This window comes from Streptomyces sp. 3330 (assembly GCF_031456635.1).
Lineage (GTDB): Bacteria > Actinomycetota > Actinomycetes > Streptomycetales > Streptomycetaceae > Streptomyces.
This window is the reverse complement of sequence record NZ_JAVDVA010000021.1, coordinates 131,625-151,070: the sequence shown is the minus strand read 5'-3', so window position 1 is coordinate 151,070 and position 19,446 is coordinate 131,625. Positions and strand designations below refer to the sequence as shown.

18 protein-coding genes are annotated in these 19,446 nt (G+C 71.9%); 6 read left to right on the top strand and 12 right to left on the bottom strand.

Annotated features, from left to right (window positions below):
* Positions 1–49: 49 nt before the first annotated feature.
* Positions 50–514, top strand: a complete 465-nt coding sequence (locus tag J2X68_RS30085) for a DUF3093 domain-containing protein (protein WP_310435746.1) — start codon at positions 50–52, stop codon at positions 512–514.
* Between the two features lie 9 nt (positions 515–523).
* On the opposite strand, the gene J2X68_RS30080 is transcribed toward J2X68_RS30085, so the two are convergent.
* The 4 genes from J2X68_RS30080 to J2X68_RS30065 form a co-directional block, all read right to left on the bottom strand.
* A complete protein-coding gene (locus J2X68_RS30080; RefSeq protein WP_310435745.1) occupies positions 524–1,552 on the bottom strand; it encodes a hypothetical protein in 1,029 nt (342 codons plus the stop codon).
* Between the two features lie 13 nt (positions 1,553–1,565).
* Positions 1,566–1,862 (bottom strand): DUF4193 domain-containing protein, encoded by a 297-nt coding sequence (locus J2X68_RS30075; RefSeq protein WP_003993510.1) that lies wholly within the window; start codon positions 1,860–1,862, stop codon positions 1,566–1,568.
* A 396-nt stretch (positions 1,863–2,258) separates the two neighbouring features.
* Positions 2,259–3,503, bottom strand: a complete 1,245-nt coding sequence (locus J2X68_RS30070; RefSeq protein WP_310435744.1) for a HAMP domain-containing sensor histidine kinase — start codon at positions 3,501–3,503, stop codon at positions 2,259–2,261.
* Between the two features lie 6 nt (positions 3,504–3,509).
* The gene (locus tag J2X68_RS30065; protein ID WP_020125132.1) at positions 3,510–4,163 is read right to left on the bottom strand and encodes a response regulator transcription factor; all 654 of its coding nucleotides are present in this window, start codon (positions 4,161–4,163) and stop codon (positions 3,510–3,512) included.
* A 414-nt stretch (positions 4,164–4,577) separates the two neighbouring features.
* On the opposite strand from J2X68_RS30065, the gene J2X68_RS30060 reads away from it, so the two are divergent.
* Positions 4,578–4,754 (top strand): hypothetical protein, encoded by a 177-nt coding sequence (locus J2X68_RS30060; protein ID WP_310435743.1) that lies wholly within the window; start codon positions 4,578–4,580, stop codon positions 4,752–4,754.
* A 75-nt stretch (positions 4,755–4,829) separates the two neighbouring features.
* On the opposite strand, the gene J2X68_RS30055 is transcribed toward J2X68_RS30060, so the two are convergent.
* Entirely contained in the window at positions 4,830–5,645 is an 816-nt protein-coding gene (locus J2X68_RS30055) for an inositol monophosphatase family protein (protein ID WP_310435742.1), read from the bottom strand.
* An 8-nt stretch (positions 5,646–5,653) separates the two neighbouring features.
* A complete protein-coding gene (locus J2X68_RS30050) occupies positions 5,654–6,781 on the bottom strand; it encodes a ferrochelatase (RefSeq protein ID WP_310435741.1) in 1,128 nt (375 codons plus the stop codon).
* A 232-nt stretch (positions 6,782–7,013) separates the two neighbouring features.
* Between J2X68_RS30050 and J2X68_RS30045 the strand changes: the two genes are divergently transcribed.
* A complete protein-coding gene (locus J2X68_RS30045; RefSeq protein ID WP_310435740.1) occupies positions 7,014–8,252 on the top strand; it encodes an MFS transporter in 1,239 nt (412 codons plus the stop codon).
* Positions 8,212–9,540 (top strand): D-arabinono-1,4-lactone oxidase, encoded by a 1,329-nt coding sequence (locus tag J2X68_RS30040; protein ID WP_310435739.1) that lies wholly within the window; start codon positions 8,212–8,214, stop codon positions 9,538–9,540. The genes J2X68_RS30045 and J2X68_RS30040 overlap by 41 nt, the downstream gene beginning before the upstream one ends.
* Here the strand turns inward: J2X68_RS30040 and J2X68_RS30035 are convergent.
* On the bottom strand, positions 9,464–10,294 hold the full coding sequence (locus tag J2X68_RS30035; protein ID WP_399041178.1) for a hypothetical protein: 831 nt from the start codon (positions 10,292–10,294) through the stop codon (positions 9,464–9,466). The two genes, J2X68_RS30040 and J2X68_RS30035, sit on opposite strands and share 77 nt — an antisense overlap.
* Positions 10,295–10,813: 519 nt before the next feature.
* Here J2X68_RS30035 and sepH point away from each other — a divergent pair.
* The gene (sepH, locus tag J2X68_RS30030) at positions 10,814–11,851 is read left to right on the top strand and encodes a septation protein SepH (protein ID WP_310435737.1); all 1,038 of its coding nucleotides are present in this window, start codon (positions 10,814–10,816) and stop codon (positions 11,849–11,851) included.
* A 124-nt stretch (positions 11,852–11,975) separates the two neighbouring features.
* On the opposite strand, the gene J2X68_RS30025 is transcribed toward sepH, so the two are convergent.
* The gene (locus J2X68_RS30025; protein WP_310435736.1) at positions 11,976–12,827 is read right to left on the bottom strand and encodes a sulfurtransferase; all 852 of its coding nucleotides are present in this window, start codon (positions 12,825–12,827) and stop codon (positions 11,976–11,978) included.
* Positions 12,828–13,047: 220 nt separating this feature from the next.
* Here J2X68_RS30025 and J2X68_RS30020 point away from each other — a divergent pair, with 220 nt between their 5' ends.
* A complete protein-coding gene (locus J2X68_RS30020) occupies positions 13,048–13,848 on the top strand; it encodes a VOC family protein (protein WP_310435735.1) in 801 nt (266 codons plus the stop codon).
* 26 nt (positions 13,849–13,874) lie between these two features.
* On the opposite strand, the gene J2X68_RS30015 is transcribed toward J2X68_RS30020, so the two are convergent.
* From J2X68_RS30015 to J2X68_RS30000, 4 genes are all read right to left on the bottom strand, one after another.
* Positions 13,875–14,522, bottom strand: a complete 648-nt coding sequence (locus J2X68_RS30015; protein WP_310435734.1) for a thymidine kinase — start codon at positions 14,520–14,522, stop codon at positions 13,875–13,877.
* Positions 14,523–14,573: 51 nt separating this feature from the next.
* Positions 14,574–15,764: an alkaline phosphatase family protein gene (locus tag J2X68_RS30010; RefSeq protein WP_310435733.1), complete on the bottom strand. Its 1,191-nt coding sequence runs from the start codon at positions 15,762–15,764 to the stop codon at positions 14,574–14,576.
* Positions 15,764–16,360 (bottom strand): DUF5998 family protein, encoded by a 597-nt coding sequence (locus J2X68_RS30005; RefSeq protein ID WP_310435757.1) that lies wholly within the window; start codon positions 16,358–16,360, stop codon positions 15,764–15,766. Before J2X68_RS30005 ends, J2X68_RS30010 begins: the two co-directional genes overlap by 1 nt.
* Positions 16,361–16,573: 213 nt before the next feature.
* On the bottom strand, positions 16,574–19,387 hold the full coding sequence (locus tag J2X68_RS30000) for a GNAT family N-acetyltransferase (protein WP_310435732.1): 2,814 nt from the start codon (positions 19,385–19,387) through the stop codon (positions 16,574–16,576).
* Between the last annotated feature and the right edge of the window lie 59 nt (positions 19,388–19,446).

The following is a 19,446-nucleotide window of genomic DNA, read 5'->3' as shown; positions in this document are numbered from 1 at the left end:
CCTTACCCGCGCGTCCGCCCTGTCAGGACACCGTGCCAAGCTTGGCTGCATGCAGCTCTCGACCACCCCGTACGAAGAACGCCTCACCGCCCCCCGCTCGTGGTGGTTCGTCTCGTTCCTCGTGGGTGTCTCCATGGCCCTGATCCTGCTGCCCTTCGGCACCCTGCCGTTGCTCGGCGGCCTGGTCGGCGGCACCGCGGCCGCGGCGGTCGTGGCGAGCTCCTACGGCTCGCTCCGCATCCGGGTCGTGGGCGGCTCGCTCATCGCGGGCGAGGCGAAGATCCCGGTCGCCGCCCTCGGGGAGGCGGAGATCCTGGACGCGGACGAGGCGCGCGCCTGGCGCACGTACAAGGCCGACACCCGCGCCTTCCTGCTGCTGCGCTCCTACATCCCGACGGCGCTGCGGGTCGAGGTCACCGACCCGGACGACCCGACCCCCTACCTGTACCTGTCGACGCGGGAGCCGGAGCGGCTGGCGGAGGCGCTGAAGGCGGCGCGGGAGGCGACGGCGTAACCGGAGCCCTCAGCGCCCGGACCCCGTGGGATTCCCGGGGCCGTCGGAGTCGCCCCGTTCGACGGGTCCCGCGGGACCCGCGGGATCCGAGGGGTGCAGGGGGTGCAGGGGGTCGCTGGGGATCTCCCCGATGGCCAGGGGATCCGCGGGCTTCTCCAGCGCCGGCAGTTCCGGCAGCTCGTCCCACGGGACCTGCATCTTCCGCAGGTCGCCCCGGACCTTGGCGGCCACCCTCCTGGTGTCCCGCCGGTTCATGAGGGCGCCGACGGCGGCGCCCACCATGAAGGGCATCAGCATCGGCAGGTCGCGGACCATGCGCTTCATGATCTGCTGGCGCAGCTCGCGCTTCATCTGGCCGCCGAGCGCGGAGTTGACCGAGGACGGCTTCATGACGTTGACGCCGCGTTCGCCGGACCACGAGCGCAGATACGCGGTGCTGCGGTCCTTGAGGCTGCCCGCCGGCCGTACGCCGTAGACCTCGTGGAGTTCGGCGATCAGTTTCAGCTCGATCGCGGCGACGCCGGTGATCTCCGCGGCCAGTTCGGTCGGCATCGCGGGCGGCACGGGAAGCATCGCGGCCGCGCCGATGCCCGCGCCCACGGTGGACGTGGCGTTCGCCGCGCCCGCCACGAGCTTGTCGGCGATCTGCTCGGGCCCGAGCCCGGGGAACTGCCTGCGCAGCGTCTGGAGGTCCCGTACGGGGACCCGTGGGGCGAGATCGATGATCCGGTCGGCGAGGTGCCCCAGCCCCGCCCTGGCGCGGCTCCCGCCCTTGCGGACGCCTTCGCGGGCAAGGTCCGTCGCCTTGTCCCGGATGACCGCCGCCCGTCGCTTGGCGACGGGGGCGGCGCTCCGCGCCGGCACCGGGTGGTCAGTCCGGTCAGTCGCGGGTTCGAGCGAGGCCGATCCCGCCGGGACCGCTCCCGTACCGGATGAGCCTCGCTCGTCGTCACGCACGCCGTGGGGGCCGCGGGAGGGCCCCTTGTCCGTTCCCCGCAGGGGGAAGCGGCGCTTCCGAGGTGGGGTCGAGCCAGTCACGGCCGACCCCTCCTCAGTCGCAGTCGCGGCAGATCGGCTGGCCGTTCTTCTCCCGGGCCAGCTGGCTGCGGTGGTGCACCAGGAAGCAGCTCATGCAGGTGAACTCGTCCTGCTGCTTCGGCAGCACGCGGACGGCCAGTTCCTCGTTCGAGAGGTCTGCGCCGGGCAGTTCGAGCCCCTCCGCGGCCTCGAATTCGTCGACGTCGACGGCCGATGCGGACTTGTCGTTCCGCCTGGCCTTCAGCTCTTCGAGACTGTCTGAGTCGACATCGTCATCGGTCTTGCGTGGGGTGTCGTAATCGGTAGCCATTTCGCCTCTCCCCCTCTGGGTGTCTGCGGTGTCTCCAGCGCACGTAACGCGTGAGAGGCCGGACTTGTGCCCGCCTCGAGGCGGAGATTTTGCCTCACATCAAGGTCTGTTACTCAATCGACACCCAACCGAACTCCTCACGAGTGATCGGCTTGGATGGCGATCGGGACCGTACACGGTCCGATTGCCGCACTTCAAAGGCGTCTCACCGTGTACTTCCCGTGATCAGGACCCCTGAAAACCCGGATTTTCCGGGCTTTACGACGGCATTCATGATCACGGAGAGTAGATGGCCGGAAATTCGCCCTTGTGATCGATCACACACGGGTAAGCCAGGTCGGGGCCCAGAAAATTCCGCGCAAAGCGAACATCCCCGCGTGTGTCGGCGACATGATCTCAGACGGGGAAGGTGACCCGCATCACGAGCCCACCCCCCTCGCGCGGCTGGGCCGCGATATGGCCGCCGTGCGCCCGGGCCACGGACCGCACGATGGACAGGCCCAACCCGACCCCCTTGTCACTGCCCGTCCGCTCCGTGCGCAGGCGCCGGAAGGGCTCGAACAGATTGTCGATCTCATAGGCGGGCACGACGGGCCCGGTGTTCGACACGACGAGGACCGCCTGCCCGTGCTGGACCTCGGTGGTCACCTCGACCCAGCCGCCCTCGGACACGTTGTACCGTACGGCGTTCTGCACGAGATTCAGCGCGATCCGCTCCAACAGGACACCGTTGCCCTGGACGACGGCGGGTTTCTGCTCCCCGCGGATCACGACCCCCTTGGCCGCCGCCTCGGCGTGCACCTGATCGATGGCCTGCCCGGCGACCTCGGCGAGGTCGACCGGTTTGCGCTCGACGATCTGGTTGTCGCTGCGGGCGAGCAGCAGCAGACCCTCGACGAGCTGCTCGCTGCGCTCGTTGGTGGCCAGCAGCGTCTTGCCGAGCTGTTGCAGTTCCACCGGAGCGTCCGGGTCGGAGAGGTGCACCTCGAGCAGCGTGCGGTTGATCGCCAGCGGCGTCCTCAGCTCGTGCGAGGCGTTGCCCACGAAGCGCTGCTGGGCCGTGAAGGCCCGCTGGAGGCGCTCCAGCATGTCGTCGAAGGTGTCGGCCAGCTCCTTCAGCTCGTCGTCCGGACCGTCCAGCTCGATACGGCGGGACAGGTCCGAGCCCGCCACCGCGCGCGCGGTGCGGGTGATCCGGCCGAGCGGGGACAGCACCCGTCCGGCCATCGCGTAGCCGAAGGCGAAGGCGATCACGGCGAGGCCCAGCAGGGCCAGCAGGGAACGGCTGAGGAGGTTGTCCAGCGCCGCCTGGCGCTGGTGGTTCATGCACTGGCTGATCGCGTCGTTGAACTCACCCAGCGTCTGGCCGCTCGCGAGCCCGGGACAGTCGGTGCTGGAGACCTTCAGGTTCCCGACGTCGATGATCTTGAACAGTGGCTGGTTGCCGGTGTGCAGGGCCTGGGCGGCCAGCAGATAGATGATCGACAGGAGCAGGATGCCGGCGATCAGGAACATGCCGCCGTACAGCAGCGTGAGCCGTATGCGGATGGTCGGCCGCAGCCACGGGAAGGGCGACTGCGGGCTCCTGGGAGCCCAGGTGGGCTTCGGGGGCGCCTGGGGAGGGGCGGGTGTCGAGGCCACGGCGGATCAGATCCGGTAGCCGGAACCGGGGACCGTGACGATCACCGGAGGTTCGCCCAACTTGCGGCGGAGCGTCATGACGGTGACGCGGACCACGTTGGTGAACGGGTCGGTGTTCTCGTCCCAGGCCTTCTCCAGGAGCTGCTCCGCGGAGACGACCGCGCCCTCGCTGCGCATCAGCACCTCCAGGACGGCGAACTCCTTGGGCGCGAGCTGGACCTCCTTGCCGTCGCGGAAGACCTCGCGGCGGTTGGGGTCGAGCTTGATGCCGGCCCGCTCCAGGACGGGCGGCAACGGCAGGCTGGTGCGCCGGCCGAGGGCGCGCACGCGTGCGATCAGCTCGCTGAAGGCGAAGGGCTTGGGGAGGTAGTCGTCGGCGCCGATCTCCAGGCCCTCGACGCGGTCGCTGACGTCACCGGAGGCCGTGAGCATGAGCACGCGTGTGGGCATGCCGAGTTCGACGATCTTGCGGCAGACGTCGTCGCCGTGGACGAGGGGGAGGTCCCGGTCGAGGACGACCACGTCGTAGTCGTTGACGCCGATGCGCTCCAGGGCGGCCGCACCGTCGTACACGACGTCGACGGCCATGGCCTCCCGGCGCAGTCCGGTGGCCACCGCATCGGCGAGCAGTTGCTCGTCCTCGACGACGAGTACGCGCACGTCGCTGTCCTTCCTGTGTCCACCCGCGTAGCGCTCCGTGCGCGCCCGCGGGCAGGGGTTTCGGTGAGTGTGGCCTCCATCCTGCCCTTTTCGGTCATAAGTCGGCGGTAAGACGGGTGCGCGGAAGATGAAGGGCGGGTGTGAAGCCCGGGAATGCGAGATTTTCTCGTGAGGTTGAGGTTTCCACGGAAGGGAGCGGGGGGAGGACGGCTTTACATCCCGCGATCACGCTCTGCATGTGCCGCACCACCATGCGGTACTCCGCGGTCCGTTTGCCGCAGAGCGGGCGTGGGTGTCCGGCACCGTCGCCGCCCGGCAGGGCAGCGCTGGGCACCTGTGGCAGACGTGATCGCCCCTTCTCAACCGGCACACCCCCGTGCCACCGACCCACGACCCAGGACGAGGGGGCGCAGCATGGACGCATTCACCGCAGGACTTCTGCACCGCATAAGGACGACCGAGTCCGACCTGACGCGGGCTCGCGACGAGGGCGACGACTTCCTCGTCGAGGTGGAACAGGCCGAGCTCGACGACCTGCGCCGCCTCGCCGCCGAGCACGGTGTGGAGGTCGGCGCGACGAGCGTCGTCTGAGCAGTTCGCAGGCAGACGGAGGGGCCCCGGCGAATCCAGCGCCGGGGCCCCTTCGCGTGTCCGCTCGGGAGCGGCTCAGTCGTGCCAGGCGCCGAAGTCCTCCAGGAGTCGCTGGAGGGGTTCGAAGACGCCGGGCGAGGCCGCCACCGCCAGGTCGCGTGCGGGGCGCTCTCCGGGCCGCCCACCGGTCAGCGCGCCCGCTTCCCGGGCGATCAGGTCGCCCGCGGCGAGGTCCCACGGGTGCAGCCCGCGTTCGTAGTAGCCGTCGAGACGGCCCGCGGCCACGTCGCACAGGTCGACAGCGGCCGAGCCGCCGCGCCGGATGTCCCGCAGCAGCGGGATCAGCCGCTGCGCGACGTCGGCCTGGTGGGCGCGCACCTCGGTGACGTAGTTGAAGCCGGTGGAGACCAGGGCCTGCTCGAGAGGGGCCGCGGGACGGCAGGACAGGGCACGCTCGCCCTCCCGGGCGCCGCTCCCCCACGCCCCGCCGCCGCGCACCGCGTGGTACGTCTCGCCGCGCATCGGGATCTCCACGACCCCGACGACGGTCTCGCCGTCCTGCTCGGCGGCGATGGAGACGGCCCAGGTGGGCAGTCCGTAGAGGTAGTTGACCGTGCCGTCGAGCGGGTCGATCACCCAGCGGATGCCGCTGCTGCCCTCGCTGGAGGCGCCCTCCTCGCCGAGGAAGCCGTCGTCGGGGCGGTGTTCGGAGATGAGGCCGGTGATCAGTTTCTCGGCCGCGATGTCCATCTCGGTGACCACGTCGATCGGGCTCGACTTGGTGGCGGCGACCGCGAGATCGGCCGGGCGGCCGTCCCGCAGCAGTTCGCCGGCGCGGCGGGCGGCCTCCTTGGCGAGCTGGAGCAGTTCGGTGTGCAGGGGGTCGGTCACGCCGTTCCTCACGCGTAGGGGCTGTCGGCGCCCGCGGCGGCGGGCTTGGGGGCGCGGGCGGGGCAGCAGCCGACCGGGCACAGGTCGTGGCTCGGGCCGAGCGCCCCGAGGGCGCACGGGGTGACGTCGAGGCCGCTCTCCGCCGCGGCGCGCTCCAGGACGAGTTCACGGATCGCGGCGGCGAAGCGCGGGTCGGCGCCGACGGTGGCCGAGCGGCGCACCGGCAGGCCCAGTTCCCCGGCCCTGGCGGTGGCCTCCGTGTCGAGGTCGTAGAGGACCTCCATGTGGTCGGAGACGAAGCCGATGGGGGCCATCACGACGGCCGGGACGCCGGCCGCGTGCCGCTCCTCCAGGTGGTCGCAGATGTCGGGCTCCAGCCAGGGGATGTGCGGGGCGCCGGAGCGGGACTGGTAGACGAGCTGCCAGGGGTGGTCCACGCCGGTGCGCTCGCGGACGGCGTCGGCGATGAGCCGTGCGGTGTCCAGGTGCTGGCGCACGTAGGCCCCGCCGTCGCCGTGCCCCTCGACCGGGCCGGAGGTGTCCGCGGACGCGGTCGGGATGGAGTGGGTCGAGAAGGCGAGGTGCGCGCCGTCCCTGACCTCGTCGGGGAGGTCGGCCAGCGACCGCAGCACCCCCTCGATCATGGGTTCCAGGAAGCCGGGGTGGTTGAAGTAGTGCCGCAGCTTGTCGACCTTCGGCAGTTCGAGCCCCTCGGCCTCCAGCGCGGCCAGCGAGTCGGCGAGATTCTCGCGGTACTGGCGGCAGCCGGAGTACGAGGCGTAGGCGCTGGTGGCGAGGACGAGGATGCGGCGGCGGCCGTCGGTGACCATCTCGCGCAGGGTGTCCGTGAGGTACGGGGCCCAGTTGCGGTTGCCCCAGTAGATCGGCAGGTCCAGGCCGTGGCCGGCGAAGTCCTTGCGCAGGGCGTCCAGCAGGGCGCGGTTCTGGTCGTTGATGGGGCTGACCCCGCCGAACAGGAAGTAGTGCTGCCCGACTTCCTTGAGGCGTTCCTTGGGGATGCCGCGCCCGCGCGTCACGTTCTCCAGGAACGGGACCACGTCGTCCGGGCCTTCCGGGCCGCCGAAGGAGAGCAGGAGCAGGGCGTCGTAGGGGGTGGCATCGAGCGCGTCTCGCATGAGTCGATCCTGCCACCCGCCTCCGACAGGCGGGAAACGGCGGGGTGCCGGACGGGCGCCACCTTCGCCCGGATGCGTTAGGGTTGCCTAACTTCGTAAGCTGTACGAGCGGCGTTCACGCCTTACCGGTTCCGCCGGGCTCACCGCACGCCTTACCGAGTCCCTGCCGAACCGCCTTCCCCCACGCCGCGCCGAGCGTCACGCGCGCGTGCCCGGACCTACCGGAGACCCCGTGTCCAGCCCCTACCACGCCCTGTTCGCCGCCCCAGGCTCCAAGGGGTTCTCCGCCGCGGGTTTCGTCGGCAGGATGCCGCTGTCGATGATGGGCATCGGCGTGGTCACGATGGTCTCCCAGCTCACCGGGCGCTACGGGCTGGCGGGCGCGCTGTCGGCGACCATCGCGCTGGCGGCCGCCGCCTTCGGGCCGCAGATCTCGCGGCTGGTGGACGTGCACGGCCAGCGCCGGGTGCTGCGCCCCGCGACCCTGGTCGCCCTCACCGCCGCGGCGGGGCTGCTGCTGGCCGCGCACTTCGAGTGGCCGGACTGGGTGCTGTTCGTGTGCGCCGCCGGGATCGGTTCCGTGCCGAGCCTCGGCGCGATGATCCGGGCCCGCTGGGCGGCCCTGTACCGCGGGACGCCTCAGCTGCACACCGCGTACTCCTTCGAGTCCGTGGTGGACGAGGTGTGCTTCATCTTCGGGCCGATCGTCTCCATCGGTCTGTCCACTGCCTGGTTCCCGGAGGCGGGGCCGCTGCTGGCGGCCGGCTTCCTCGCCGTGGGCGTCTTCTGGCTGACCGCCCAGCGGGCCACCGAGCCCGCACCGCATCCGCGCGAGCAGCGCGGCGGCGGGTCGGCCCTGCGTTCGCCCGGACTCCAGGTCCTGGTGGCCACCTTCGTGGCGACCGGAACGATCTTCGGGGCGGTCGACGTGGTCACCGTCGCCTTCGCCGACGAGCAGGGTCACAAGGGCGCGGCCAGTGTGGTCCTGGCGCTGTACGCGGCCGGTTCCTGCGTGGCCGGGCTCGTGTTCGGCCTGCTGCACCTCAAGGGGGCCCCGGAACGGCGCTGGCTGCTGGGCGTGTTCATGATGGGCGTGAGTATGATCCCCCTCCTACTGGTCGGGAACTTGCCGTTTCTGGCCGTGGCGCTGTTCCTTGCGGGTCTGGCCATCGCTCCCACGATGATCACCACGATGTCCCTCATCGAAGAGCACGTACCACGCGCACAACTGACCGAGGGCATGACCTGGATCAGCACCGGGCTCGCGGTCGGCGTCGCGCTCGGCTCCTCCATCGCCGGCTGGGTCATCGACGCGGCGGGGGCACGGGCCGGGTACGGGGTTCCGGCGGTCTCCGGAGCCGTCGCGGTCGCGGTCGGTTTCCTGGGGTACCGCCGGCTGAGCAGGCCGGCGCCGGGTCGGGGAGGCACCGTTGAGCAGGACACCGAGCGGGACGAACGGCACGTGGCGTAACTGGGGCGGCAATGTCGTCGCGCGCCCCGCGCGGGAGGTCACGCCCGCCTCCGTCGACGAACTGGCCGAGGCCGTGCGCCGGGCCGCCGAGGACGGGCTGAAGGTCAAGGCCGTCGGCACGGGCCACTCCTTCACGTCGATCGCGGCGACCGACGGCGTGATGATCCGCCCTCACCTGTTGACCGGTATCCGCCACATTGATCGCGACAACATGACCGTCACGGTCGAGGCCGGCACACCGCTCAAGAGACTCAACCTCGCGCTCGCGCGCGAGGGCCTGTCGCTCACCAACATGGGCGACATCATGGAGCAGACGGTCTCCGGGGCGACCAGTACCGGCACCCACGGCACCGGCCGCGAGTCCGCCTCGATCGCCGCCCAGATCAAGGCCCTCGAACTCGTCACGGCCGACGGCTCGGTGCTCACGTGCTCGGAGAAGGGGACCGAGGAGGAGCGCGCGCTCTTCGCCGCCGCCCGCATCGGCCTGGGCGCCCTCGGCATCGTCACCGCGATCACCTTCGCCGTGGAGCCCGTCTTCCTGCTCACCGCGCGGGAGGAACCGATGCCCTTCGACAAGGTCCTCGCCGACTTCGACGAACTGTGGGCCGAGAACGAGCACTTCGAGTTCTACTGGTTCCCGCACACCGGCAGCACCAACACCAAGCGAAACAACCGCAGCGCGGGCCCCCGCAAGCCGGTGAGCCAGGTATCGAGCTGGATCGAGGACGAGCTCCTCTCCAACGGCGTCTTCCAGGTGGCCCAGTGGGTCGGCCGGGCGGTGCCCGCGACGATCCCGGCGATCGCCCAGGTGTCGAGCAAGGCCCTGTCGGCGCGTACCTACACGGACATCCCGTACAAGGTGTTCACGTCTCCGCGCCGGGTGCGCTTCACGGAGATGGAGTACGCCGTCCCGCGCGAGGCGGTGACCGAGACCCTGCGCGAGCTGAAGGCGATGATCGACCGCTCGGGTCTGCGGATCAGCTTCCCCGTGGAGGTGCGCACCGCCCCCGCCGACGACATCACCCTGTCCACCGCCTCCGGCCGGGACAGCGCCTACATCGCCGTCCACATGGTCAAGGGCACGCCGTACCAGGGGTACTTCACCGCAGCCGAGCGCATCTTCACCGCCCACGAGGGGCGGCCGCACTGGGGCAAGGTGCACACGCGGGACGCCGAGTACTTCGCCGGCGTCTATCCGCGCTTCGGCGAGTTCACGGCGCTGCGGGACCGGCTGGATCCTGATCGTCTGTTCCAGAACGACTACTTGCGGAGGGTCCTGGGGTCGTAGCCGACTCCGTGGGCCCGGGGGTCGCCGAGCCGTCGGCCCCCGCGCCGTCCTCCGTGGCGGTGGGATCGGGCGCCGTCCCGGTCGCGGCACCGCCGCCGGTGTCGCCCGCGTCCTCCCCGCTGTCGCTCTCCGGGGAGGAGGCGCCGCCCGACGGAGCCGGCTCCTCCGTCGAGGAGGAGGAAGAGGAAGACGACGGCGATGAGGGCGATGAGGGCGACGGCGAGGTGGTGCCCGAGTCCTCGTCGGAGGGACCGGACGAGGAACCGCCGCCCGAGACCGCCCCGGTGACCGTCGTCCCCTTGTCGCCGCTGAAACTGTCGCCCGACACCAGCTCGTACGTGGTGATCCCGGCCATCGCGACCCCGAAGACGAGCGCGGCGGCCACCAACGGCCTCTTCTTACGGCGTCCGATCCGGGCGCGGTGGACGGTGCCCTCGTTGAACTCGCCCGGCGCGGGCGAGGTGCGCACCGCCGGTTTCGCGGCCCCCTCCGCGACACGGATCCGTACGTCACGGACCTGTGCGTCGCGCCGGACCTGTGCGTCACGGACCTGCGAGTCGCGGAGCTGCTCGCCGGTCCGTTTGAAGAAGTGCTGGAAGAGCGAGCCGCCGCAGGTGGCGACGACACTCACCACACCGGCGCCGAGGATCGTGCCGTAGACCCCGAAGTACGAGGCGAGCTTCGCGGCCACCACCGCGGCCACGGCGCTGCCGGCGACCTGAGGCACGCTCAGGTCGATCCGCTTGCGTTCCACCTCCTCCCCGGCACTCGACTCACCAACGACTTCGGGCCTTTCACGCATACCGGGAGCTTTCCTTCCTTTCTCGCACTTGATCAATCAACTGCACGAGAAGGGGACGTACGGGCGAAACCGATAGTTCCTTTTCGGGAGATTGCGTGAACTACGCCACGTGCAAGATCGCGAAACGCCCGCAACGGAGGGTCAAGTCCCGCCTCTCCACAGAAGTTGGATGGCGCGCCAATCCACGCACGTGGCCCAAATGGAGTACTGTTGCGAGCCCTGGGCCCGGTCTCCCTCCAGGATGTCCGGGGCCTCGCTGGACCGCTTGAGGGGGACTAGTTGCACAGGGTGACGGGGTTGGTCACTTAGCGTGGCGGACAGGTAACCGTGCCATAACGGCGGCGCAGGGCCTGTGCCCGACACGCCGGGCAACTCGGCAAGGTTGTGGCAGGCTGCACCCGGGCAGGCCACACTCGACTAGCGGAAGCAGCGACGCACGTGACGTCGGCAGGCACCACCCGGGAGGTCCCCATGCCCGAACTGCGTGTCGTGGCCGTCTCGAATGACGGCACACGGCTGGTGCTGAAGGCTGCGGACAGCACGGAGTACACGCTTCCGATCGATGAGCGTCTGCGCGCCGCCGTCCGCGGCGACCGTCCCCGCCTCGGCCAGATCGAGATCGAGGTGGAGAGCCATCTCCGCCCCCGTGACATCCAGGCGCGTATACGTGCCGGTGCCACCGCTGAAGAAGTCGCCCAGATGGCCGGCATCCCCGTCGACCGGGTACGCCGTTTCGAGGGTCCCGTGCTGGCCGAGCGCGCCTTCATGGCCGAGCGTGCCCGGAAGACCCCGGTCCGCCGGCCCGGCGAGAACGCCGGACCCCAGCTCGGCGAGGCCGTCCAGGAACGGCTGTTGCTGCGCGGCGCCGACAAGGACACCGTCCAGTGGGACTCGTGGCGTCGCGACGACGGCACCTGGGAAGTCCTGCTGGTCTACCTGGTCGCGAGCGAACCGCACTCGGCGAGCTGGACGTACGACCCGCCGCGGCGGCTCGTCCAGGCCGTCGACGACGAGGCGCGCTCGCTCATCGGCGAGTCCGACGACCTGGCCGCTCCCGAGCCCAGCTTTCCGTTCGTCCCGCGTATCGCGCGGCTGCCGCGCGACCGTCCGCTGGACCGCGCGCTCGACCGGCCCAGCCTGCCGGCCCAGCCGTCCGAGCCGGCCGAGGAGAGCACCGGCGAACGGGAACGCGACTCGCTGACCAGCCTGTTGGAGGCGGTGCCGAGCTTCCGCGGCGACATGGTCGTCCCGGAGCGCCCGGCGGAGCCCGCTCCGGAGGAGCCCGACGAGCAGGAGCCCGACGCCGAGGAGCCCCCGGCGCCCGCCGCCTCCGCCGGATCCGCCTACGCGGACGTCCTCATGCCGCGTTCCGTCGGCAGCCACCGCGACCGTCTCATCGGCGCCACCGACCGTCAGGCCGAGGCCGACGGCGTCCGTCCGGGCCGCCGGGCGGCGGTGCCGAGCTGGGACGAGATCGTGTTCGGCACCCGGCGGAAGAAGCAGGAGTAACCGGCGCTCGGGCAACTCGCCCGAGGCGTCGGCCGGTTCACGCAGTCCGGTGGGCACACCAGTAGTACGTACGGGAGGGCCGCATCCGTTCGGTGCGGCCCTCCCTCATGTGTCCGCGGCGGGACTACCGGGGGTCGGGGCCCACGGCGACGGGCCGGGCCGGGTCCGAGGACCATTCCGACCAGGAGCCGACATACAGGGCCGCCGGAATGCCCGCCACCGCCAGGGCCAGCACCTCGTGGGCGCCGGAGACGCCCGAGCCGCAGTACACGCCGACCTCGGTGCCGTCGGAGGCCCCCAGCGCCTTGAAGCGGTCCCGCAGGTCCTCGGCGGGCAGGAAGCGGCCGTCCGGGCCCACATTGTCGTTCGTGGGCGCGGAGACGGCCCCCGGAATGTGCCCGCCGACCCGGTCGATCGGCTCGACCTCACCCCGGTACCGCTCCCCCGCGCGGGCGTCGAACAACACGCCGGAGCCGGCGAGAGCGGCGGCCCCGTCGGCGTCGAGGAGACCCGTGGCGCCCGGCACCGGCGCGAAGTCGCCCTCCACGCGCGCGGGGACCTCGTCCGAGAGGTCTCCCCGCCACGACGGCAACCCGCCGTCGAGGACCCGCACGTCCGGGTGACCCGTCCAGCGCAGCAGCCACCACGCGCGGGCAGCCGCCCAGCCCTGCCCGCCGTCGTACACGACCACGGGCCGGCCCGCCGAGACACCCGCCCGGCGCATCGCGGAACCGAACAGATCGAGGTCGGGCAGCGGATGCCGGCCGCGGTCCCCGGGAGCTCCCGCGAGCTCCCGGTCCAGGTCGACGTAGACCGCGCCGGGCACGTGCCCGGCCTCGTAGGCGGCGCGCCCGTCGAACGGCGGCTCACCCGCCGCCTTCGCCACGCTGAGCTGCCAGCGGACGTCGAGGACGACGGGCGGGTTCTCCCCCGCCAGGTCGCCGGCCAGTTCCGATGCGGTGATGATGGCGTTCATGGTCACCATCCTCGCGCACGGGGTGGCCCCGTCGCTCATGTCCGGCTACTCTGCTCGGCCGGACAGGCTCGATCACGCGGCGTGCGGGATCGAGCACATGCCGTACAGGCGATCGACATACGTCGACAACCACACGTAAACCCCTGAGAAACCCCCTATCAGGCATCCTCCGAGGGCGGAAGCGACACGGCCACCGCAAGGGGCTGAGGAGAGAGTGACGATGACCGAGGCAGGTGGGTCGGCCGGCCCGATCGGCGCAGCACACGCCCGGTACGCGCCCGGTACACCCTGCTGGGTGAGTCTGATGGCGCACGGGTTGACCGCGACGCAGGAGTTCTACGGCGCGCTCTTCGGCTGGGACTTCCGGCCCGGACCGGATCAGCTGGGCCCCTACGTGCGGGCGCTGCTCGACGGCCGCGAGGTGGCCGGGATCGGCCAACTGCCCCCGGACCGCCACCTCCCGGTCGCCTGGACGCCCTACTTCGCCTCGGACGACGTGGACACGACCGCCGAAACGGTACGGCTGTGCGGCGGCACGATCGGGGTCGGCCCGCTGGACGCGTCCGAGGCCGGGCGGCTGGCCATCGGCTCCGACCCCTCCGGCGCCGTCTTCGGCGTCTGGCAGGCGGCGGCCCACGTCGGCACCACCGTCACCGGCGTGCCCGGCACCCCCGCCTGGAACGAGCTGACGACCTACGAGGCCGCGAGCGTCCGCAAGTTCTACGAGACGGTCTTCGGCTACGAGGAGACGGTGGTCTCCGCCGACGTCGACCATGTGACCCTGCAGGTCGCCGGCCACCCGGTCGCCGGCATCCACGGGGTGGGCGCGGCACTGCCCCGGGACCGCGGACCGCACTGGACGACGTACTTCGAGGTGGCCGACACGGACGCGGCGCTCGGCCTCGTCGTCGATCTCGGCGGGCGGGTCCTCGAACCGGCCCAGGACAGCGAACACGGGCGCGTGGCGAGCGTGGCCGACCCCGAGGGGGCCCTTTTCTCCCTGATCCAGGGGCCTCGCTGAGGGACGGTCCCCCGGCGCCGTGGCGACTAGACCGGCTGCACCGGCAGCACGTCCGGCGACAGGGCCGCAGCCCGCGCCGACGCCGAGGTCATCCGGCGGCGGTGGTGGCGCCTGCACAGGACCTCGTAGCCGACGGTGTCCGCCTGGTCGACGTCGCCGACGACGACCTGCGCGCCCTCCACGACCATGACACCGCCCACCGTGCGGGCGTTGTGCGTGGCGCGGGCGCCGCACCAGCACAGGGCCTCGACCTGGAGGACCTCGACGCGGTCGGCGAGTTCCACGAGCCGCTGGGAGCCGGGGAACAGCTTGGAGCGGAAGTCGGTGGTGATCCCGAAGGCGTAGACGTCGATGTCCAGGTCGTCGACCACGCGCGCGAGCTGGTCGATCTGTTCCTCGGCCAGGAACTGCGCCTCGTCCGCGATCACGTAGTCCGCGCGGCCGCCCTGCGAGAGGTGGTCGACGAGGGAGGAGTAGAGGTCCTGACCGTCCTCGACCTCGACCGCGTCGGTGACCAGGCCCAGGCGCGAGGACAGCTTGCCCTCGCCCGCGCGGTCGTCCCGCGTGAAGATCATGCCCTGGAGGCCGCGCGAGGAGCGGTTGTGCTCTATCTGGAGAGCCAGCGTCGACTTCCCGCAGTCCATGGTTCCGGAGAAGAACACCAGCTCGGGCATGGGGAGTCGAGCGCCTTTCGGTAAAGGGGGGAGAGGAAATGGTTCCGGACGTCAGGAGCGTACTTCGAGCAGCGGGACCAGCTGCTCGGCAGGGGTCATCGAGCCGTGGTTGCCGACCATCGCCGACTCCTTGGGTTCCCGTTCGGAGGCGATGATCAGGACGTCGTCCCGGGCGGCCGCGACCACGTCGCCGAGGCGGGCGTACACCCGCTCGTCGACCTGCGGGCCGAACCAGCCCGCCGCGATCGCCTCGTCGCGGGAGGCGATCCAGAACTGTTCGCCGAGCACCTCGCGCCAGCAGGTCAGGACGTCGTTCTCGGCGCCCGGTACGGCGTAGACGTGCCGGGCGCGGCCCTCGCCGCCCAGCAGGGCGACCCCGGCGCGCAGCTCCCAGTCCGCGTCGAAGTCGATGCGGTGCTCCTCGTCGAAGGGGACGTCGACCATGCCGTGGTCGGCGGTGACGTAGAGCGCGCTGCGCGGCGGGAGCTGCTCGGCGAGTCGCTGGACGAGCCGGTCGACGCACATGAGCTGGCCGCGCCAGGTGTCGGAGGCGACGCCGTAGCGGTGCCCGGCGCCGTCCAGTTCCGCGTAGTACGTGTAGACGAGGGAACGGTCGCCGGCGGCGAGCTGCTCGGCGGCGAGGTCCATGCGCTCCTCGCCGGTCAGCCGCCCGTGAAACGTTCCGCCGCTGAGCGCGACCTTGGTCAGCGGGGTGTTCTGGAACGTGGGGGACGACACCTGGGCGGCGTGCACCCCCGCCGCGTCGGCGAGCTGGAAGACGGTGGGGTACGGCTGCCAGGCGCCGGGGTCCGTCCAGGGCTGCCAGCGGAGCTGGTTCATGAGGGCGTCGGTCGCCGGGTTGCGCACGGTGTAGCCGGGCAGGCCGTGCGCGCCCGGGGGCAGGCCGGTGCCGACGGAGGCGAGGGAGGTCGCGGTGGTCGCCGGGTAGCCGGCGGTGAGCGGACGTCCGGTGCCGCCGCGCGAACTGCCGAGCAGCGCGTGGAGGTAGGGCGCCTCGTCGGGGTGATCCTTGATCTGCTCCCAGCCGAGGCCGTCGATCAGGAAGACGCAGTTGCGGTCGGCGGGGGTCAGTTCCGGGATCGCCGCGGTCATTCCGGGTACGCCCATCCCCGCGGCCAGCGTGGGCAGCAGGTCGGCGAGGGAGCCGGAGCCGTACTCGGGGACGGGGGCGGAGCCGACGGCGAGCGGTTCGGGGAAGTCCCAGGGGGCGGACTGGGCCATCAGCGGGTTACGTCCGCTGTCGCCTCGGAGAGCGACTGCGCGAAGACGAGCGTCTGGCGGACCGTCTCCGGGCCGTCGCCTGCCTCGCTCACGCGCAGGCTCAGGTCGTCCGCCGTCGAGCTGCCGGTGTAGCCGTGGTCGGCGTCGCAGTTGGGGTCGCCGCAGGCGGCCGGCTCCAGGTCGATACGGGAGACGGCGCCCCAGCCGATGGTCAGCACGACCTCGCGCGGCAGGGTGCCCGGCGTGTAGGACTCCGGGTTGGCGACCACCCGGCTGAGCACGACGGACGAGATCCGGCCGAGCTTGACGGACTCCGTGGACGTCGTGGCGTACGGCGTCGGGGAGGTGGTGTCGGCGGCCTGCTCGTCGGTGTGGCTGACGATGAAGCGGTTGCCGGTGAGGACCAGCACGGTCACATGCCGGCGCACCTCGTTCTGGTCGAACGTGGTCTCCTGGTGGACCAGGTACGACCGGATCGGCTCGCCGCCCACAGCGGCCTCCACCGCCTCGGCCACGAGGGCCGGGTAGTAGCCGCTGCGCTCGATCGCCGCGCGCAGCCCCTGGGTCGTCGTACTGGTCTTGGCCATGCCCTCCATCCTACGGGGACCCACTGACTGCGAGGCACCGCTCAGGGCCCCTGCGGTACGCCGTCGGCGGCCGGGGCGCGCTCCGTCCGTGCTCCGGGGACGCCTCCGCGGGCGGGCCCCCGTCCGGGCGGCGCGTTCTCGCGCGCGTGCCGACGGCGCGCTCCCCGGCGGTGTCGTCGCGGGCGATGGGTTCCTGGGCCGTGTGCTCCCTGATCGGCGCGCTCAGTACGTCGGCAGGGTCCTCGGGCCTAGGTCGTCGCGTGCCGGCGGAGGTGCGAGGCGCACGGAGGCGCCGAGGACGCTCAGCCCGTGCGGAGCGACGACGACCGGCTCCAGCGTGACCGCGACGACCTCGGGGTGGTCGTCGACCAGCCGGGACACCCTCAGCAGCAGCTCCTCCAGGGCGGCGGTGTCGACGGGCGTCGAGCCGCGCCAGCCGAAGAGGAGCGGGGCGGTGCGGATGGACCGGATCAGCGAGGTCGCCTCGCGGTCGGTGACCGGGACCAGCCGGTGGGCCATGTCTCCGAGCAGCTGCGAGGCGGCGCCGGCCAGCCCGAAGGACAGGACGGCTCCCGCCGCCGGGTCGATGACCGCGCGGACGACCGTGTCGACGCCGCGCGGGGCCATCGCCTGGACGACCGGGCGGATCTCCTCCGGCTTCCCGAAGAGCTCGGTCAACTCGGTGTAAGACCGGCGCAGTTGCTCCTCGTCGGCCACGTCGAGGCGTACGCCGCCCAGGTCCGCGCGGTGCCGCAGGTGGGGCGCGGTGGCCTTGAGGGCGACGGGGTAGCCGAGGGCTGCGGCGGCCCGCGCGGCCTCGTCCGGGGTGGGCGCCGGGATGGCCCGGCGGGTGCGGATGCCGTAGCGGCCGAGCAGCTCGCACGTCGCGTCGGTGCCGAGGGTCAGGCCCTGCCCGCGCGCGAGGAGCCCGCCGATCAGCTCGGCGGCGCCCTTCTCGTCGATGTCCTCGTACTCCGGCACCTTGCCGGCATCGGCCGCCTCGCGCCGCCACTGGGCGTACTTCACGGCCTCCGCGAGCGCGCGGACGGCGCGTTCCGCGGCGGGGTAGGCGGGGATGAGGTGCGTCCCCTCGGGCGGCTCGACGGCGGCGGGCGCCGGCCGCGCGCCCTCCGGGACGCCGGCGGGCGCGTGCGGGGCCGTCTCCGCGCGCGGTGCGGTGCTCGTCGCGGCGGACAGCGCCATGGCGAGACCGCCCAGTTCCACGTGCACGACGAGCACCGGTTTGGCGGCGGCGGCCGCCGCGGCCGACCGCAGGGCCTCGGCGAGTTCGGCGTCCCCGGGCGACCTCTCCCCGATCGCCGGGATCGCCGTCACGACCACCGCGTCGCACGTTTCGTCGGCCAGCGCGCGGGCCAGCGCCGCGTGGAAGTCCTGGGCCGACGCCTCGGTCGTCAGATCCAGCGGCGACAGCGGACGCAGCCCCTCCGAGAGGCAGGCGTCGTACGTCAGCAGGCCCAGCGACTCGGAGTTGCCGAGAATCGCCACCCGCGGACCCGTCGGCAGCGGCTGACGGGCGAGCAGCAGACCCGCGTCGACCAGTTCGGTGATGGTGTCCACGCGGATCACGCCGGCCTGCCGGAGCAGCGCCGACACCGTCGCGTGGGGCAGGCGCGTCGCCCGTACGGCGTGTCCCTGCGGGGCGGAGCCGGCGCCCTGGACGACGACCAGGGGCTTGGCGGCCGCCGTGCGCCGCGCGAGACGCGTGAACTTGCGCGGGTTGCCGATGGATTCCAGATACATGAGGGCGACGTCGGTGTCGGGGTCGTCGTACCAGTACTGGAGGACGTCGTTGCCCGAGACGTCCGCGCGGTTGCCGGAGGAGACGAAGGTCGACACGCCGGTGACGCCGGTGACGCCTCCGCCGCGCCGGTGGAGGCGGGACAGCAGGGCGATGCCGATGGCGCCGGACTGGGCGAACAGGCCGATCCGGCCGGGCCTCGGCATCTCCGGGGCCAGCGAGGCGTTCAGCCGCACCTCCGGGGAGGTGTTGATGACGCCGAAGGCGTTGGGGCCGATGATCCGCATGCCGTACGCGCGTGCGTGCCGGACGAGTTCGCGCTGGCGCTCCCGCCCCTCGGGGCCGCTCTCGGCGTATCCGGCGGAGAGGACCACGAGTCCCTGCACGCCGTGTTCGCCGCACTCGGTGACGGCCTCCAGGACCTGCTCCGCCGGGACGGCGACGACCGCGAGGTCGACGGGCCCGGCGATGTCGCGCACCGAGCGGTGGGCGGGCACGCCGTCCAGTTCCCCGAGGTCCTCGGGGAAGGCCTTGTTCACGGCGTACAGCCGACCGGTGAAGCCCGCGTCGCGGAGGTTGCCGAGGACGCTTCGGCCGACGCCGCCGGGGCTGCGGCCGGTGCCGACGACGGCGACGGAGCCGGGGGCCAGCAGCCGCCCCACGGAGTGCGCCTCGGCGCGCTGTTCCCGCGCGCGCTGCACGGCGACGGAGCGCTCGGTGGGTTCGAGGCCGAACTCCAGGCGGACGACGCCGTCCTCGAAGCTGCGCTTCTGGGTGTAGCCGGCGTCCGTGAACACCTTGATCATCTTGTTGTTGGCGGGGAGCACCTCGGCCGCGAAGCGGCGGATGCCGCGCTCGCGCGCCACGGCCGCGATGTGCTCGAGCAGCGCGGAGGCGACGCCCCTGCCCTGGTGGGCGTCCTGGACGAGGAACGCGACCTCGGCCTCGTCGGCCGGCGCCGGGGCGGCCATGCCGTCGGGACCAATGCGGTCATAGCGTACGGTGGCGATGAACTCGCCGCCGACCGTGGCCGCGAGTCCCACCCGGTCCACGAAGTCGTGGTGCGTGAAGCGGTGGACGTCCTTGTCGGACAGGCGCGGGTAGGGCGCGAAGAAGCGGTAGTACTTCGACTCGTCCGAAACCTGCTCGTAGAAGCTGACCAGGCGCTCGGCGTCATCAACGGTGATGGGGCGGATGCGCGCGGTGCCGCCGTCGCGCAGCACCACGTCGGCTTCCCAGTGGGCGGGGTACTCGTGCCGGTCCGACGCGCTCTGCATGGGGCCCAGAGTACGGCTCGCGTACGACAACGGCGCGAGGCAGTCTGTGGAGGACGCCC

Coding starts and splice junctions, on each gene's coding strand:
- J2X68_RS30085 (WP_310435746.1), top strand. CDS start 50: ATGCAGCTCTCGACCACCCCGTACGAAGAACGCCTCACCGCCCCCCGC.
- J2X68_RS30075 (WP_003993510.1), bottom strand. CDS start 1,862: ATGGCTACCGATTACGACACCCCACGCAAGACCGATGACGATGTCGAC.
- J2X68_RS30060 (WP_310435743.1), top strand. CDS start 4,578: ATGGACGCATTCACCGCAGGACTTCTGCACCGCATAAGGACGACCGAG.
- J2X68_RS30050 (WP_310435741.1), bottom strand. CDS start 6,781: ATGCGAGACGCGCTCGATGCCACCCCCTACGACGCCCTGCTCCTGCTC.
- sepH (WP_310435737.1), top strand. CDS start 10,814: ATGCCCGAACTGCGTGTCGTGGCCGTCTCGAATGACGGCACACGGCTG.
- J2X68_RS30025 (WP_310435736.1), bottom strand. CDS start 12,827: ATGAACGCCATCATCACCGCATCGGAACTGGCCGGCGACCTGGCGGGG.
- J2X68_RS30020 (WP_310435735.1), top strand. CDS start 13,048: ATGACCGAGGCAGGTGGGTCGGCCGGCCCGATCGGCGCAGCACACGCC.
- J2X68_RS30015 (WP_310435734.1), bottom strand. CDS start 14,522: ATGCCCGAGCTGGTGTTCTTCTCCGGAACCATGGACTGCGGGAAGTCG.
- J2X68_RS30010 (WP_310435733.1), bottom strand. CDS start 15,764: ATGGCCCAGTCCGCCCCCTGGGACTTCCCCGAACCGCTCGCCGTCGGC.
- J2X68_RS30005 (WP_310435757.1), bottom strand. CDS start 16,360: ATGGAGGGCATGGCCAAGACCAGTACGACGACCCAGGGGCTGCGCGCG.
- J2X68_RS30000 (WP_310435732.1), bottom strand. CDS start 19,387: ATGCAGAGCGCGTCGGACCGGCACGAGTACCCCGCCCACTGGGAAGCC.